Below are 14,932 nucleotides of genomic sequence, written 5' to 3'. Positions count from 1 at the left end.
CCACCCTTATTAAATATTCGACTCTTTTAACCATCGGGATACATCTTTAGCAAAATAGGTAATAATAATATCTGCACCTGCTCGCTTTATACTTGTTAACATTTCCATCGTAATAGCCCGTTCATCTACCCAGCCATTAAGAGCAGCCGCTTTTATTAAGGAATATTCACCACTTACATTGTAAGCCACAATGGGTACATTATATTGATTTTTCACGTCTCTAATAATATCCAAATAGGAGAGCGCGGGTTTAACTATTAGAAAGTCCGCACCTTCTTCCAAATCAGACTCAGCTTCACGGAGAGCCTCTAGACGATTCGCAGGATCCATCTGGTATGTCTTTCTATCCCCAAATTGGGGAGCGCTATTTGCCGCATCACGGAACGGTCCATAAAAAGCAGATGAATATTTAACTGCATACGACATGATTGGAATTTCTTCAAATCCAGCTTCATCAAGGCCTTTGCGAATCGCTGTTACGAATCCATCCATCATATTAGATGGTGCAATAATATCTGCACCTGCCTTAGCCTGACTCACCGCAGTTTTCACTAGCAATTCCAAACTCTCGTCATTTAATACTTTCTCATTTTCAACTAAGCCACAATGACCATGATCCGTATATTCACACAAACAAGTATCTGCAACAACTAGTAATTCAGGATAATGCTTTTTCACTTCACGGGTAGCTTCTTGAACAATTCCGTGATCATGGTATGCACCTGTTCCGCATGCATCCTTTTCATTTGGCACGCCAAAAAGAATGATGGATTTGATTCCAAGAGCTACAATTTCATCTAATTCTGCCTTTAAAAGATCCAATGAAAGATGAAATACCCCAGGCATTGATGCTACTTCATTTTTTTGTTTTTCGCCCTCTACAATGAATAAAGGATAAATAAAATCTTCGGGTCGAAGATGAGTTTCCCGCACCATCGCCCTTAAATTAGCAGAGCTTCGTAGTCGACGGTGGCGCTTAAAATGGATGGAATTCATATTTTTTCTTTCCTTTCCTTTTGCAGCTTTAGAAAATAATGACAGATCTCTTGAAAAAGGTCATCTAAAGTAAAATTCCGCGGGCAAATTTTTACATTGTAGCTTTCCTTTTCAATAGCCCTTTTTGTAACTGTACCGATTGACGCATACATCAGTTTCTGTGAATGCTCAGATAGTTGATACTCGTGTACAATTTGCATAAAGTGATGAAAAGTTGATGGACTAGTAAAAGCGACTACATCAAGTATGTCTTCCCTCAATAATTGGACAAGCCGATTCCTCTCATTTTCCGGATAAAAAGTCTCATACACAATCCACTCATCAGCAATTATACTTCTTTTACGAAAGCTATCAGCGACGGTTGTACTCGCTAAATTTCCTTTTGGGATTAACACTTTCTTTGGAGAGAAGTCATGTTCAAAAAACTCATTAGCAAATTCTTCTGCTGTATAAACATTGGGCATGAATTTAGAAGAAATTTGATATCCATTAAGAGCTTCCCTAGTTTTTTCCCCCACTACAGCATATTGCACATTTAATAAGTCATTTCGATCAATTCGATTGTTTATTTGTTCAAAAAAATAGTGAACACCATTTTTACTCGTAAAAACAATCCAATCATACTGGCTTATGTTGTGGATAAAATAATCAGCATTTGAATCAATATGTGCACGAAAATCAATTAAAGGAACGATATGAGGAATGCCTCCTCTTGATGCGACATCAAGGCAGAATTTGTTCCCCTGATCTCCTCCTCTAGTTATTAAAACATGACGGCCCTCTAATGGCCTTAACGGATTCATTGATTCAATTCTTCCCTTACTTGATCAATTAACGCTTTGGCCCCCATTGCACTTAATTTTTGAGAAGCCTCTTCACCTACTGCGGATGGTTCGCCCCCAGTTATTGTCTCTTTGTAGATTATTTTTCCATCAGGTGAAGCAACAAGTGCCGTTAATTGAATTTGATTACCATCCGTAATTTTAGCTAATCCTGCAATCGGAACTTGGCAACTGCCTTCCATTTTATTTAAAAAGACCCTCTCCGCCTCAACAGCTCGGGCTGATTTTTCTGATGTCAAATTAGCTAAATGCTCTAGTAACTCCAAATCATCTGTTCTACATTCGATCCCTAGCGCACCTTGACCAATCGCTGGCAAGCAGGCATCTGGCTCTAAATACTCTGTAACAATGGATTCTTCCCAGCCCATCCTTTTTATACCTGCTGCCGCTAAAATAATAGCATCGTACTCTTCATTTTTTAATTTGTTTAACCGCGTTTCAATATTGCCGCGTATCCACTTTATTTCAAGATCAGGTCTTTGTGCAAGAATTTGTGCACTTCTTCTTAGACTACTCGTTCCAATAATAGCGCCCGCTGGTAACTCTTTTAATGGAACATTATCTTTTGAAATTAAGACATCCCGGTAATCTTCTCTCTCTGGAATGCTTCCTATCATAAGTCCTTCTGGTAGTTCTGCAGGCATATCTTTCATACTATGAACAGCCATATCTATTTCCTTGTCCAGTAATGCCTGTTCGATTTCTTTTACAAACAACCCTTTTCCGCCTACTTTAGATAGTGTTACATCGAGAATACGATCGCCTTTCGTAACAATTTCTTTAATTTCAAATTCAAAAGGTGTGCCTAGTTTTTCAAGTTGTTCTTTCACCCAATTTGTTTGTGTTAATGCTAACTTACTTCTTCTTGAACCAATGATAATTTTCCTCAATTTCACGCCTCCTGAAAAAGTTTTATTCAAACCAAATGTGAAAAGTAGATAAACGGCTAGTCAAAAAGAAATTAATTAATAATATTAAAAATGCGGCTGAATTCCAGATAGCCAATTGTTTTCCATATAATCCCTTTTTGATTCGCATAAAAAGAATTAAGCTATAAATAATAATCAAAAGAAAAGATCCAATAATTTTGGGATCATTCCAGTGAAAGAATGGGAGTTTGATAAATGCCCATTGTAGACCAAGAATCAAACTTAACAATAACATCGGGACACCAATAGTGTTTAATATAAATGATAGCTTTTCAAGTTTCGCTAAATCACTTAAACGCCAAACATTTTTCTGCCATTTTTTTTCTTTTAATAGTCTATATTGTAATAAATATAGACTTGAAAAAACAAATGACAATGAAAATGCTCCATACGATAGGATTGCCATCGTAATATGAATAAATAGTAATTCCGAAATTAACTGATCGGCCATAGCAGGAACTTGTCCCGGTGCAAAGGCATGAATAGCCATTATGGTAAAACCTATCAAATTGGTAAAAAATATAGTGAAATCAACGTTTAAAATCTTATGGATCGCAAGGGATAGAGAGATTAACACCCAAGAATAAAAATATAAGCCCTCAAATAACGTTAAGATCGGAAACCTTCCTGTTTTATACATATAGAAAAACAAAAAAATTGTTTGAAGTACCCAAACAATTGAAAGTAGTCGGAAGGCAAGCCGATTAACCTTCCGATTTTCACCAATAAAATCAATAAAATAGCATAAGATCGAGATCGCATAAATGACAATAATTAATTCCGGCAATCTCACCATTAGCATATCCAACATATTTTTATCCTCTTAAGATTGAAAAAGCGGTGAGGATTGTTTGGGCATTTCTTTTTCAGCTATTGTAAATCCGCTTTTTTCAAAATCTCCTTCTTCCAAATCAAATATTTTTTTAAAAAGGGCGATCTTTTCTGCAGCATGCGGCTCACTAGCCATATCTTTCACTTGAAGAATGGGTTCTTTTAATAGTTGATTAATAATGCTCTTCGTATGCTTATTTAAAACCTTTTTCTCTCTATCAGACAGATTCGGTAACTTTCGTTCAATACTTTTCATTGTTTCCGCTTGTACCGTAAGAGCTTTTTCTCTTAAAGCTGTAATAACTGGGACAACTCCAAGAGTATTAAGCCACTCTCTAAAGGTTACGAGTTCCTCACCAATCATTTCCATAATCCGATCAGCAGCCAACTTTCGCTCAGCCATGTTAGCTTCAACAATACCTTCTAGATCATCAATATCATATAAAAAGGCATTGTCTAAATTTGCTATAGCAGGATCAAGGTCTCTTGGGACAGCAATATCTAATAGAAACAACGGTTTTCCCCTACGCATTTTCCCCATATCGCTTAACATATCTTTCTCAATCACGTAACCACGTGAACCTGTTGAACTAATCACAATATCTGAATCCATTATGGCACATTGGAGCTCTGCTAGCGATTTAGCAGATCCTTGAAATTGATTTGCAAGAGACTGTGCTTTTTCCAGAGTCCGATTAATAACCGTAACTTTGTTAGCTCCATTTGCATAAAGATTTTTAATGGCAAGCTCACCCATTTTTCCCGCACCGATAACGAGAATACGCTTGTCATTTAACTGCCCAAATATTTTCTTAGCTAATTCCACTGCCGCATAACTAACAGACACCGCATTTGCACCTATATCCGTTTCTGAATGAGCTCGTTTTGCCAATGTTATAGCTTGTTTCATCAAATAATTAAAAACAGTACCTGTTGTACCATTTTCTTGTGCAAGTAAAAAGCTAGTTCTTACTTGTCCCAAAATTTGCGTTTCTCCAAGAACCATGGAATTCAAACCACATGTCACTTGAAAAAGATGTTGAGTCGCAGCCTCTTTTTCGTGAATATACAAGTGGTTTGCAAACTCCGACGGATCCATTTGAAACCATTCAGATAAAAATTCCTTTATATAATAACGACCTGTATGCACTTGATCAACAACTGCATAAACTTCTGTTCGATTACATGTCGATACAATAACATTTTCAAGAATACTCTTTTTATGATTTAAGGTTACCATTGCAGAGGGTAAAGTATCTTCTGCAAAGGCCAAGCGTTCCCTAATCTCTACTGGAGCCGTCTTGTAATTTAATCCGACAACTATGATGTGCATTTTAAAAGGGCACCTCCAGAATTAATTGCTCTTATCCATTATACCACTCTAAATTAGAAGAATTCTAATAAGATGTGAACAGATGTTGAAACCTGTGCTATATTTAGTAAATAAGAATAAATTCCGATGATTTATATGTAGAACTTTAAAAACGTGGTAGGTGTATACTCTCTTGAATAAAACATCTTATTTTTCAGGAACTGTTGCTTTAGGATTTGGTGGCTATTTTCTTTTACAACAATATCAGCTTTCCCCATTTGACAACTTTTACACATGGCCGACCTTGCTAGTCATTATTGGATTGGGCTTTTTAATAAATGGATATTTAGGCAAAGAATATGAAATGATACTGCCAGGAGTTATTTTAACAGGAATAGGATTTCATTTCCACGTTGCTAATCGTTTAGAAGTGTGGCCGAATTATATTGGTATTTTTTTATTATTAATCGCTGTCGGCCTATTACTTAAAAATATCAAAACCGGAAATGGTCTATTTCAAGGAATCCTTTTCCTAGTGTCATCCATCCTATTGTTATTTTTAGATAAAATACAAAGTTGGTCTGCCCATTACATAAATAACCTTTCCATAATAGAAAAGGGATGGCCCTATTTGCTAATTGTCGCGGGGGTATACCTACTTATTGCAAAAAGAAAATAAGAGTCTAATTACGGAAGAGGCTTCCGAAGAATACGGAAGCCTCTTTTTACATCCAACTACTTAATATTTTCCACATTTTATCTTTTCCCTCACCAGTTTCCGATGAAAAGACAATTAAATCATCATTTTGTTCTAAGTCAAGTGTTTGAATCGCTATTTGTCGATGTCTTTCCCATTTTCCTTTAGGAATTTTATCAGCTTTTGTGGCGACGACAAGGCAACGTAATTGATAAGCTTTCAAAAAGTCATACATTAAGACATCGTCTTTAGTTGGGGGGTGGCGAAGATCGACAATTAACAGAACAGCACAGAGCTCTTTTCGAGTCGTAAAATAAGTTTCGATCATATTCCCCCATGCTTCACGTTCCTTTTTGGAAACTTTTGCAAACCCATATCCTGGGACATCAACAAAATATAATGATTCCTCAATTTTATAGAAGTTTAAAGTTTGAGTTTTTCCCGGCTTAGAAGAAGTTCTGGCTAAACTTTTTCTATTAATCATTTTATTAATAAATGATGATTTTCCAACATTGGATCTTCCTGCTAATGCAAACTCCGGGAGATTTTCACTCGGGTATTGCTCTGGTTTTACAGCACTAATAACTAGTTCAGCATTATTTACTTTCATTTTGATTCCTCCACAAGTGCAGTTGCAAGAACTTTGTCCATATGGGAAACCGGTACAAATGTTAGATCTTGACGAACACTTTCAGGGATATCTTCAATATCCTTTTCATTTTCTTTTGGTAAAATAATTGTCGTTAGTCCTGCGCGGTGAGCACTTAATGATTTTTCCTTTAAGCCCCCAATAGCTAAAACTCGACCTCGTAATGTAATTTCTCCAGTCATTCCGACCTCTTTTCGGATGGCACGTCCTGTTAATGCAGATACTAGAGCCGTTGCTATAGTAATCCCTGCTGATGGGCCATCCTTCGGTACAGCTCCTTCAGGAACATGAATATGAATGTCACATGATTCATGGAAGTTTTTATCTAGTTGAAGTTCCTCTGCTTTCGAGCGGACATAACTAAAAGCAGCCTGAGCCGATTCCTTCATCACATCTCCCAATTTACCTGTTAAAATGAGTTTTCCACTTCCAGGTGATAAAGAAACCTCTATTTGCAAAGTATCCCCGCCGACCGTTGTATAAGCTAATCCGGTTGCCACTCCGACTTGATCTTCTAATTCGGCCTGTCCATAGCTATACTTTTTCTTTCCAATTAGGTCTTCTAAGTAGCTTTCGGTTACAACGACCCTTTTTCTTTCACCAGAAACTATAATTTTTGCTGCCTTTCGACAAATTGACGCCAATTGTCTTTCCAACTCGCGCACACCCGCTTCACGAGTATAATAGCGAACAAGCATCTTAATGGCTTCATCTCTCATTTGTAATTGGCTTTTCGTCAAGCCATGTTCAATAATTTGCCTTGGTAGTAAATGATCCTTCGCAATATGAATTTTTTCTATTTCCGTATAGCCTGCAATCGTTATAATCTCCATACGATCCCGTAATGGCCCTGGAATAGATGCTAAATCATTTGCCGTCGCTAAAAACATAACCTTCGAAAGATCGTAAGTCTCTTCAATATAATGATCACTAAACGAACTGTTTTGTGCAGGATCTAATACTTCTAGCATTGCTGATGATGGGTCCCCACGGAAATCATTGGACATCTTATCGATCTCATCAAGTAAAAATACAGGATTAATCGTTCCTGCTTTTTTCATTCCTTGAATAATTCTCCCAGGCATTGCCCCTACGTAGGTCCTGCGGTGTCCTCGGATTTCTGACTCGTCTCTTACACCCCCAAGAGAAATACGAACAAAATTTCTTCCCATTGATGTTGCGATTGACCTAGCAAGGCTGGTCTTTCCAACTCCTGGTGGTCCAACAAGACATAGGATCGGGCTCCGTAATGATTTCGTAAGCTGCTGAACTGCTAAATACTCAAGCACGCGCTCTTTTACTTTATCAAGTGCATAATGATCCCGCTCTAATATTTTCTCTGCTTTATGAATGTTCAAATCATCTTTCGTTGACTTTTTCCAAGGTAGTGATATAAGCCAATCAATATAACTTCGGATAACCGAACTTTCTGCAGATGTAGAAGGTACTTTTTCATAACGATTTAATTCCTTAAATGCAGCTTTTTTAACATGATCTGGCATTTGCGCATCCTCAATTTTTTGCGCTAGGTCAGAAACTTCCCCTGTCTTGCCTTCACTGTCGCCCAATTCCTTTTGAATAGCCTTCATTTGTTCCCGTAAGAAATATTCTTTTTGAGTACGATCCATTGACTGTTTAACTCTTTGACCAATTTTACGCTCTAGATTAAGCACTTCTCTTTCGTTATGAATAATTTTAATGACCTTGCCAAGGCGTGCTTTAACATCTACCAATTCGAGAATGGCCTGTTTATCTTGTATTTTCATCGGCAAATGAGACACTATTAGATCAGCCATTCTGCCTGGCTCTTCAATATCGGCAACTGTAGCAAAAGTCTCAGCAGATATTTTCTTTGAGAGCTTAATATACTGCTCAAAGTATTCTAGCATCGTGCGCATTAACGCCTCAATTTCAACGTCTTGCTCGATATCGTCTTCAAATATTTCAAGGCTTGTGGCGAAATATAACCCCTGGTCAACAAAGCTTTTCATCTTTGCTCGACTTATTCCTTCAACAAGTACTCGAATTGTACCATTAGGAAGTTTCAGCATTTGATTAACCTTAGTTAAAGTCCCCATTTCATAGAGATCATTTTCACTAGGCATTTCAACGGAAACATCTTTTTGTGTTGTTAGAAATACTAAATGATCATTCATCATCGCCTGTTCCAATGCTTGTATGGAGCGCTCCCTACCGACATCTAAATGAAGCACCATTGTTGGGAAAACGAGCATCCCCCTAAGTGGTAATAATGGTACCAATGGCTCTGTTTTTTTCTTCATAAAATTCCTACCTCCATTTGACGTTAACTACGACATAGTTACATAAAGCGAATTTGGCCACTGCTTCTAATTACCGTAGTTAGACAATGAAAAGCGAAAGCGCCTTATTGGGGCGCTAACTAAATAAAACATGTTGCTTATTATTAACTTTTTTCATTTTATCTTACTTAATAGAGGCTGTCGAGAAACAGGACTTATCTTAAAAAATAGTCTAAACACTTTTTTTACTTTGTTCTGGAAATCCAGGGAGTATAATATCATGACTCTGACTTCTCACGAGGGCTACCTCTAGCGCCTCTTCTAAACGCTTAATTGGAATGACCTGTATATCTTCAATCTCTTTTAAATTCGATTGCATGTTCTCACTAGGTATAAGAACCGTTTTTGCTCCTGCATTTCTTGCAGCTTTTACTTTAGTGTATACACCTCCGACAGGCTTAACATCACCATGAATACCAATTTCTCCTGTCATTGCTACAGTATGATAAATAGGTATTTTATAAATAGCAGAATAAATCCCTACGGCCACTGCTACTCCAGCTGAAGGACCATCGGCTGGAATTCCACCTGGAAAATTGACATGAATATCATATTGGCTGGCTGGAACGCCCATTGTTTTTAATACTGTAATGACGTTCTCCGCAGACCCTTTCGCCATACTTTTCCTTTTCACCGATTTCCCTTGACCATTAATGCTTTCTTCCTCAATGATACCTGTGATTTGGATTGAGCCCTTGTCTGCTGGGAGAACTATCACTTCAATATCTAATAGCATCCCACTATTCGGTCCAGTTACTGCTAATCCATTTACAACTCCTGGCTTTGATTTATCATGAATCATTTTTTCGTGCCGTGGAACAAGTTGGCTTGACCTAATAACCCATTCAATATCATTATCTTCAACATAGCTTCTGTTTTCTGTAATAGCTAGACCAGCGGCAGTTTGAATCATATTAACCGCTTCACGGCCATTTCTTGCATAGGAAGATAAAATCGATAGACCGTTATCACTGATAGAAAACTGGATTTTATCAACTGCTTTTTTACCCACTATTTCAATTTCATCTTTCTCTAATTCCTTAAAAAATACTTCTAGACAGCGAGAACGGATCGCAGGCGGAATCTCATTCGGTGTCCTTGTTGTTGCACCAATCATTCGAAAATCCGCAGGTAAACCACGTTTGAAAATATCGTGAATATGAGCCGGAATTTGTGAGTTTTCCGAGCTATAATAAGCACTCTCAAAAAATACTTTACGATCTTCTAAAACTTTTAATAATTTATTCATTTGAATCGGGTGTAATTCCCCAATTTCATCAATGAAAAGTACACCACCGTGTGCATTAGAAACAGCACCTGGTTTTGGTTGAGGAATTCCAGCTTGCCCCATCGCACCAGCACCTTGATAAATAGGGTCATGAACAGATCCTATAAGCGGATCAGCAATTCCCCTTTCATCAAATCTTGCTGTCGTTGCATCTAATTCCACAAAAACAGAATCAGACTGGAATGGGGAGCGTTGATTTCTTTTCGCTTCTTCAAGAACTAACCTTGCTGCAGCTGTTTTTCCAACTCCCGGTGGTCCATATATGATCACATGCTGTGGATTAGGACCACAAAGCGCCGCCTTTAAAGCTTTAATTCCATCTTCCTGACCAACAATGTCGGAAAAGCTCGCAGGTCTTACCCTTTCAGCTAATGGCTCCGTTAAGCGAATCCCTCTCATTTTCCGAAGCTGTTCCATTTCTTTTTTTGATTCTTTGTCAATGGTTACTTTCTGAGAACGTTGATTCATTAATAGATTAAAAAAATAAAGTCCAATGACAATACCAAAAAATAGTTGAATCATTAATGCTATTACTGTCCAATTCATAATTAATTACCCCTCCCGAAGACCTTCGTTCGCTAATCATAGTATCTCCGTCACTGAAAGGTAATAAACCACCATTTTTGTGTCTCTTATATATTATTATTGAAACAAAAAAAGACTAGGATCCCCAAAAGGAAAACCTAGCCTTTTTATGCAAGCCGTGCGACTACTCACAAATTTCCTGTCAGAATGGCGTTGCGCCAGGACGGCGCGTCTTTAGCCATTCATCCTTACCTTAAAGTTTCTACGTCACTGAACGGGCGCTTTCGCTTTTCTTTGTCTAGCTACAGCGCCCAGCGACTAGGAAACTTCTACGCTCCTTCCTACGATAAGTCAACATCGATTCGTCCTGCCGGACTCTTCGTGTTTCCTTTATCTCAGGCCAACAGGACGTTGGTCAGAATGGCGTTGCGCCAGGACGGCGCGTCTTTAGCCATTCATCCTTCCCTTAAAGTTTCTACGTCGCTAAACGGGCGCTTTCGCTTTTCTTATTAAGCAGATGTTCTTTCTGTCCCCTTAATAATAGTACCGTCTTCTAGTACAAGTTTTGGTGGGTTATCGTAAAGAACAGCTTCTTTCGTAATGATACATTTTTTAATATCTTCACGGGACGGCAAATCAAACATAACATCAAGCATAATCGTTTCAATAATCGAACGGAGTCCGCGTGCACCTGTTTTTCTCTCGATCGCTTTCTTAGCAATTTCGTGAAGTGCATCTTCTTCAAATTCTAATTCGACATCATCGATTTCTAACATTTTTGTATATTGTTTGACTAAAGCATTTTTTGGTTTGGTCAAAATTTCAATCAAAGCATCTTCGTCAAGTTGCTCAAGACTTGCAATGACCGGCAATCGACCGATAAATTCTGGAATAAGACCAAAACGAAGCAAATCTTCAGGAAGAACTTTCGTTAGTAATCCCTTATCTTCAATTTCTTCTGGTTTTACATCAGAACCAAATCCGATTACTTTTTGACCCAATCGGCGCTTAATGATTTGCTCTACTCCATCAAAAGCACCGCCACAAATAAACAGGATGTTTGTTGTATCAATCTGAATAAATTCCTGATGTGGATGTTTACGTCCACCTTGAGGAGGGACACTTGCTACAGAGCCTTCTAAAATTTTAAGCAAGGCTTGTTGGACCCCTTCTCCTGATACATCTCTTGTAATGGAAGGGTTTTCCGACTTTCTGGCAATTTTATCTATTTCATCAATATAAATGATGCCACGTTCGGCTTTCTCCACATCATAATCAGCAGATTGAATCAGTTTAAGCAAAATATTTTCTACATCTTCCCCTACATAACCTGCCTCAGTTAAAGATGTTGCGTCAGCAATCGCAAATGGAACATTTAAAATTCTAGCTAACGTCTGTGCAAGTAGGGTTTTTCCACTTCCTGTAGGACCAATTAGACAAATGTTACTTTTTGCTAATTCTACATCGTCAATTTTACTGTTTGTATTAATTCGCTTGTAATGATTGTACACTGCTACAGCAAGTGACTTTTTCGCTTGGTCTTGACCAATAACGTACTCATCAAGAATTTCCCGTATTTCTTTTGGCTTTGGTACATCCTTAAATTCTACTTCTTCTTCAGTACCAAGTTCTTCTTCAACAATTTCTGTACAAAGCTCTATACATTCATCACATATATATACACCAGGACCAGCAACTAACTTACGAACTTGTTCTTGTGTTTTCCCACAAAAAGAACATTTGAGTTGCCCCTTTTCCTCGTTAAATTTAAACATTATGTTCACCCCTTTAATAAGCTAGAAGAGCATCAATAACAATGCGCAATAACTATGTATTGCATTGTAACATACTTGAGAAAGCAATAACCATTTTTTAATCTCGGTGTCACTATTATGTATTCATTTGGATAAAACAAGGCACGAAGTAACCGTGCCTTGTTTTAACTTGAGTCTTATATCTTATGTGAGTGTTGTTACTTATTATGCACCAGTTTTGCTGTTTTCAACAAGAAATTCAACTGCTTTTTGAAGTTTTAAATCAGCTTTTAATCCATCCATATTTGCTGCCATAATGTTTTTCACTTCTTCAACATCCATTTTATACATTTCAGCCATTTTTTTAATTTCTTCATCAACAGCTTCTTCATCTGCTTCTAAATTTTCAGCTTTTGCAATAGCTTCAAGAGTAAGGGATGTTCTAACGCGCTGTTCACCGTCAGTTTTCATTTGTTCACGAAGTGCAGCTTCATCTTGACCAGAGAATTGGAAGTATAGTTCTAAGTTCATTCCTTGCATTTGCAAGCGTTGCTCAAATTCTTGCATCATACGATCTATTTCATTGTCAACCATAATTTCTGGAAGATCGATTTCTGCATTTGCAGCTGCTTTTTCAACAAGGTCATTTCTTAGTTTTTGGTCTGCTTCATTCTTTTTACTCTCTGTTAAACGATCTTTAATAGATGTTTTTAATTCTTCAAGAGTTTCAACTTTATCATCAACATCTTTAGCAAATTCATCATCTAATTCTGGAAGTTCTTTTGCTTTAATTTCATGAATTTTCACTTTGAAAACAGCTGGTTTTCCTGCCAATTCCTCAGCATGATATTCATCTGGGAATGCAACTTCGATGTCTTTCTCTTCACCAGATTTCGCACCGATTAATTGTTCCTCAAATCCTGGAATGAAGGAATTCGATCCAATTTCAAGTGAATAGTTCTCCGATTTTCCACCTTCAAATGCTTCACCATCAACAAATCCTTCGAAATCAATGACAACAGTATCGCCATTTTCAACTTCGCCATCTTCTTTGACAACTAGTTCTGCTTGTCGTTCTTGAAGAGTTTTTATTTCTTCATTAACATCTTCGTCTGTAACAGTATCATCTAGCTTTTCAACTTCAAGACCTTTGTATTCACCAAGTTTCACTTCTGGCTTCACTGTAACAGTTGCTTTAAAGATCAATTCTTTCCCTTTTTCCATTTGCTCAATATCAATTTCAGGACGATCTACAGGAACGATTCCTGCTTCATCAACTGCTTTTGCATAGGCATCTGGCAGAATGAAATCAAGAGCCTCTTGGAATAAGCTTTCTACTCCAAAACGTTTTTCAAACAATGGACGAGGGATTTTCCCTTTACGGAAACCAGGAATATTCACTTGTTTTGAAACCTTTTGAAAGGCTTTATTTAATCCTTCATTAACAGTTTCAACATTTACTTCTACTGTCAGGACACCTTGATTTCCCTCTAGTTTTTCCCATTTTGCTGACATAACTAATACCTCCAACTATATATACTTCAGTTTCCCGCTATAGATTGAGCGGTTTTTTTGCTCAAGTATGTAATATACACTTCGGATACAAAATCCTTGCATAACCATTACATTATAACACAGGTTACTTACCTTTCAACTATTGAAACTATACAATAGTTGATGAAATTTGCTCCAATTGTACAATAAAAGCCAATGCTATTTCCAATTCATCCATAGTAATTCCATAATTTTCCGCAACAGCTTCTTTTTCCCAATCTTCTCCATACATTTCATATCCCATTCCCCGATATGCTGCTGCCCAAACATTGGGAATTTCCGGAGAAGCTTCGAATGGATATAAAATAAATGCATGCCGGTTCGTCATTTCACTAATTTGATTAAATAAAGTTGGATTATGATCTCCTAAATCCTTCTCCAATATATTCATCATATCTTTAAAAAGTGGCATGTCCTGTACTAATAAAAGATTGGCGGGCGTGAATGTTCCTTGTCTGTTTAACTTCTTTACTACTATTTGTTGCTCTATTTGATTTTCACGCATGACATTTAGAATAACAGTTTTTAATATTGGATGGAGATGATCGTCAGAAAGCAAGTCTATTAACGAATGTAAATATGGACGAATGTTTTTATCGGTAAGTGTACCAAGCTGCAACAATTGTTCATGAAGCCCTAGCTTTTTGTCAAACACGTAATCAATTTTTGACTCATCAATCGTCGTTCGATTAGCCGTAGCTTTTTTACTTAACTGCAGGAGAGTTAAAAAATGCTCTGCCTTTTCTGGTGGAACTTCATTTTCTTCAAATAATGGTTCCAACGTATTCACAACTTGATCAAATTCATTTAATTGAATCAAAATCATTAAATAAATATCAAGAATATCATAGTAATGCCCAGTTCCAGAATAAAGTAGTTCTTCAGCAACTTGTTTGGACTCATCATAATCTCCATTCTCATATAAGGCTGCCAAATAAGCAGCTACTATTTGCGGATCTTGTGGATCCAAGTCTCTAGCAGATTTTAATAACATAACTGCCTCTTTAAAATTATGTTCATCCATACAAGCTAAGCCCTTTTCAAAATACCTTTGTTTCAATTTTGGAAAAGGTATGATTTTACCGGTCACCCGCTCTCCATGCTCTCTTCCCATAATTAGAACCGCCCATCGTTCAAGTTTAAAAAATAGTGTACCAAAAGAGATTATAGATGACAAATAGAACTCACTAAAAAATCGATTTACTTGCAAAGTCCTATACACTCATATTAAATA

13 protein-coding genes are annotated in these 14,932 nt (G+C 37.2%); 2 read left to right on the top strand and 11 right to left on the bottom strand.

What is annotated here, in order from left to right:
* Nucleotides 1–9 precede the first annotated feature (9 nt).
* The 5 genes from hemB to hemA are packed head-to-tail and all read right to left on the bottom strand — an operon-like array spanning nt 10 to nt 4,931.
* The gene (hemB, locus tag BN1243_RS01650) at nt 10–996 is read right to left on the bottom strand and encodes a porphobilinogen synthase (protein WP_062104545.1); all 987 of its coding nucleotides are present in this window, start codon (nt 994–996) and stop codon (nt 10–12) included.
* Entirely contained in the window at nt 993–1,799 is an 807-nt protein-coding gene (locus BN1243_RS01645; RefSeq protein WP_062104544.1) for a uroporphyrinogen-III synthase, read from the bottom strand. The genes hemB and BN1243_RS01645 overlap by 4 nt, the downstream gene beginning before the upstream one ends.
* A complete protein-coding gene (gene hemC, locus BN1243_RS01640; RefSeq protein ID WP_062104543.1) occupies nt 1,796–2,728 on the bottom strand; it encodes a hydroxymethylbilane synthase in 933 nt (310 codons plus the stop codon). Before hemC ends, BN1243_RS01645 begins: the two co-directional genes overlap by 4 nt.
* A 22-nt stretch (nt 2,729–2,750) precedes the next feature.
* On the bottom strand, nt 2,751–3,578 hold the full coding sequence (ccsA, locus tag BN1243_RS01635; protein WP_062104542.1) for a cytochrome c biogenesis protein: 828 nt from the start codon (nt 3,576–3,578) through the stop codon (nt 2,751–2,753).
* A gap of 12 nt (nt 3,579–3,590) precedes the next feature.
* Nucleotides 3,591–4,931, bottom strand: coding sequence for a glutamyl-tRNA reductase (hemA, locus tag BN1243_RS01630; RefSeq protein WP_062104541.1), 1,341 nt, complete (start codon nt 4,929–4,931; stop codon nt 3,591–3,593).
* 172 nt (nt 4,932–5,103) lie between these two features.
* Here hemA and BN1243_RS01625 point away from each other — a divergent pair, with 172 nt between their 5' ends.
* A complete protein-coding gene (locus BN1243_RS01625) occupies nt 5,104–5,589 on the top strand; it encodes a LiaI-LiaF-like domain-containing protein (RefSeq protein WP_062104540.1) in 486 nt (161 codons plus the stop codon).
* Nucleotides 5,590–5,635: 46 nt separating this feature from the next.
* Here the strand turns inward: BN1243_RS01625 and yihA are convergent, their stop codons facing one another.
* The 3 genes from yihA to lonB form a co-directional block, all read right to left on the bottom strand.
* Complete coding sequence (yihA, locus tag BN1243_RS01620) at nt 5,636–6,217, bottom strand: ribosome biogenesis GTP-binding protein YihA/YsxC (RefSeq protein ID WP_062104539.1); 582 nt, start codon at nt 6,215–6,217, stop codon at nt 5,636–5,638.
* Entirely contained in the window at nt 6,214–8,538 is a 2,325-nt protein-coding gene (gene lon, locus BN1243_RS01615) for an endopeptidase La (RefSeq protein ID WP_062104538.1), read from the bottom strand. The genes yihA and lon overlap by 4 nt, the downstream gene beginning before the upstream one ends.
* A gap of 211 nt (nt 8,539–8,749) precedes the next feature.
* Nucleotides 8,750–10,411, bottom strand: coding sequence for an ATP-dependent protease LonB (gene lonB / locus BN1243_RS01610; RefSeq protein ID WP_062104537.1), 1,662 nt, complete (start codon nt 10,409–10,411; stop codon nt 8,750–8,752).
* Between the two features lie 186 nt (nt 10,412–10,597).
* Between lonB and BN1243_RS22430 the strand changes: the two genes are divergently transcribed.
* On the top strand, nt 10,598–10,903 hold the full coding sequence (locus BN1243_RS22430; protein ID WP_230200076.1) for a hypothetical protein: 306 nt from the start codon (nt 10,598–10,600) through the stop codon (nt 10,901–10,903).
* Here the strand turns inward: BN1243_RS22430 and clpX are convergent.
* The 3 genes from clpX to BN1243_RS01595 all read right to left on the bottom strand — a co-directional run bounded on the left by clpX (nt 10,900) and on the right by BN1243_RS01595 (nt 14,812).
* Complete coding sequence (gene clpX / locus BN1243_RS01605; RefSeq protein WP_062104536.1) at nt 10,900–12,165, bottom strand: ATP-dependent protease ATP-binding subunit ClpX; 1,266 nt, start codon at nt 12,163–12,165, stop codon at nt 10,900–10,902. The two genes, BN1243_RS22430 and clpX, sit on opposite strands and share 4 nt — an antisense overlap.
* A 204-nt stretch (nt 12,166–12,369) precedes the next feature.
* On the bottom strand, nt 12,370–13,659 hold the full coding sequence (gene tig, locus BN1243_RS01600; protein ID WP_062104535.1) for a trigger factor: 1,290 nt from the start codon (nt 13,657–13,659) through the stop codon (nt 12,370–12,372).
* A gap of 148 nt (nt 13,660–13,807) precedes the next feature.
* The gene (locus tag BN1243_RS01595; protein WP_062104534.1) at nt 13,808–14,812 is read right to left on the bottom strand and encodes a tetratricopeptide repeat protein; all 1,005 of its coding nucleotides are present in this window, start codon (nt 14,810–14,812) and stop codon (nt 13,808–13,810) included.
* Nucleotides 14,813–14,932 lie beyond the last annotated feature (120 nt).

Source organism: Bacillus niameyensis, from assembly GCF_001375535.1.
Lineage (GTDB): Bacteria > Bacillota > Bacilli > Bacillales > Bacillaceae_C > Lederbergia > Lederbergia niameyensis.
The sequence above is the reverse complement of the archived record's forward strand: the minus strand, read 5'-3'. Positions and strand labels throughout refer to the sequence as shown.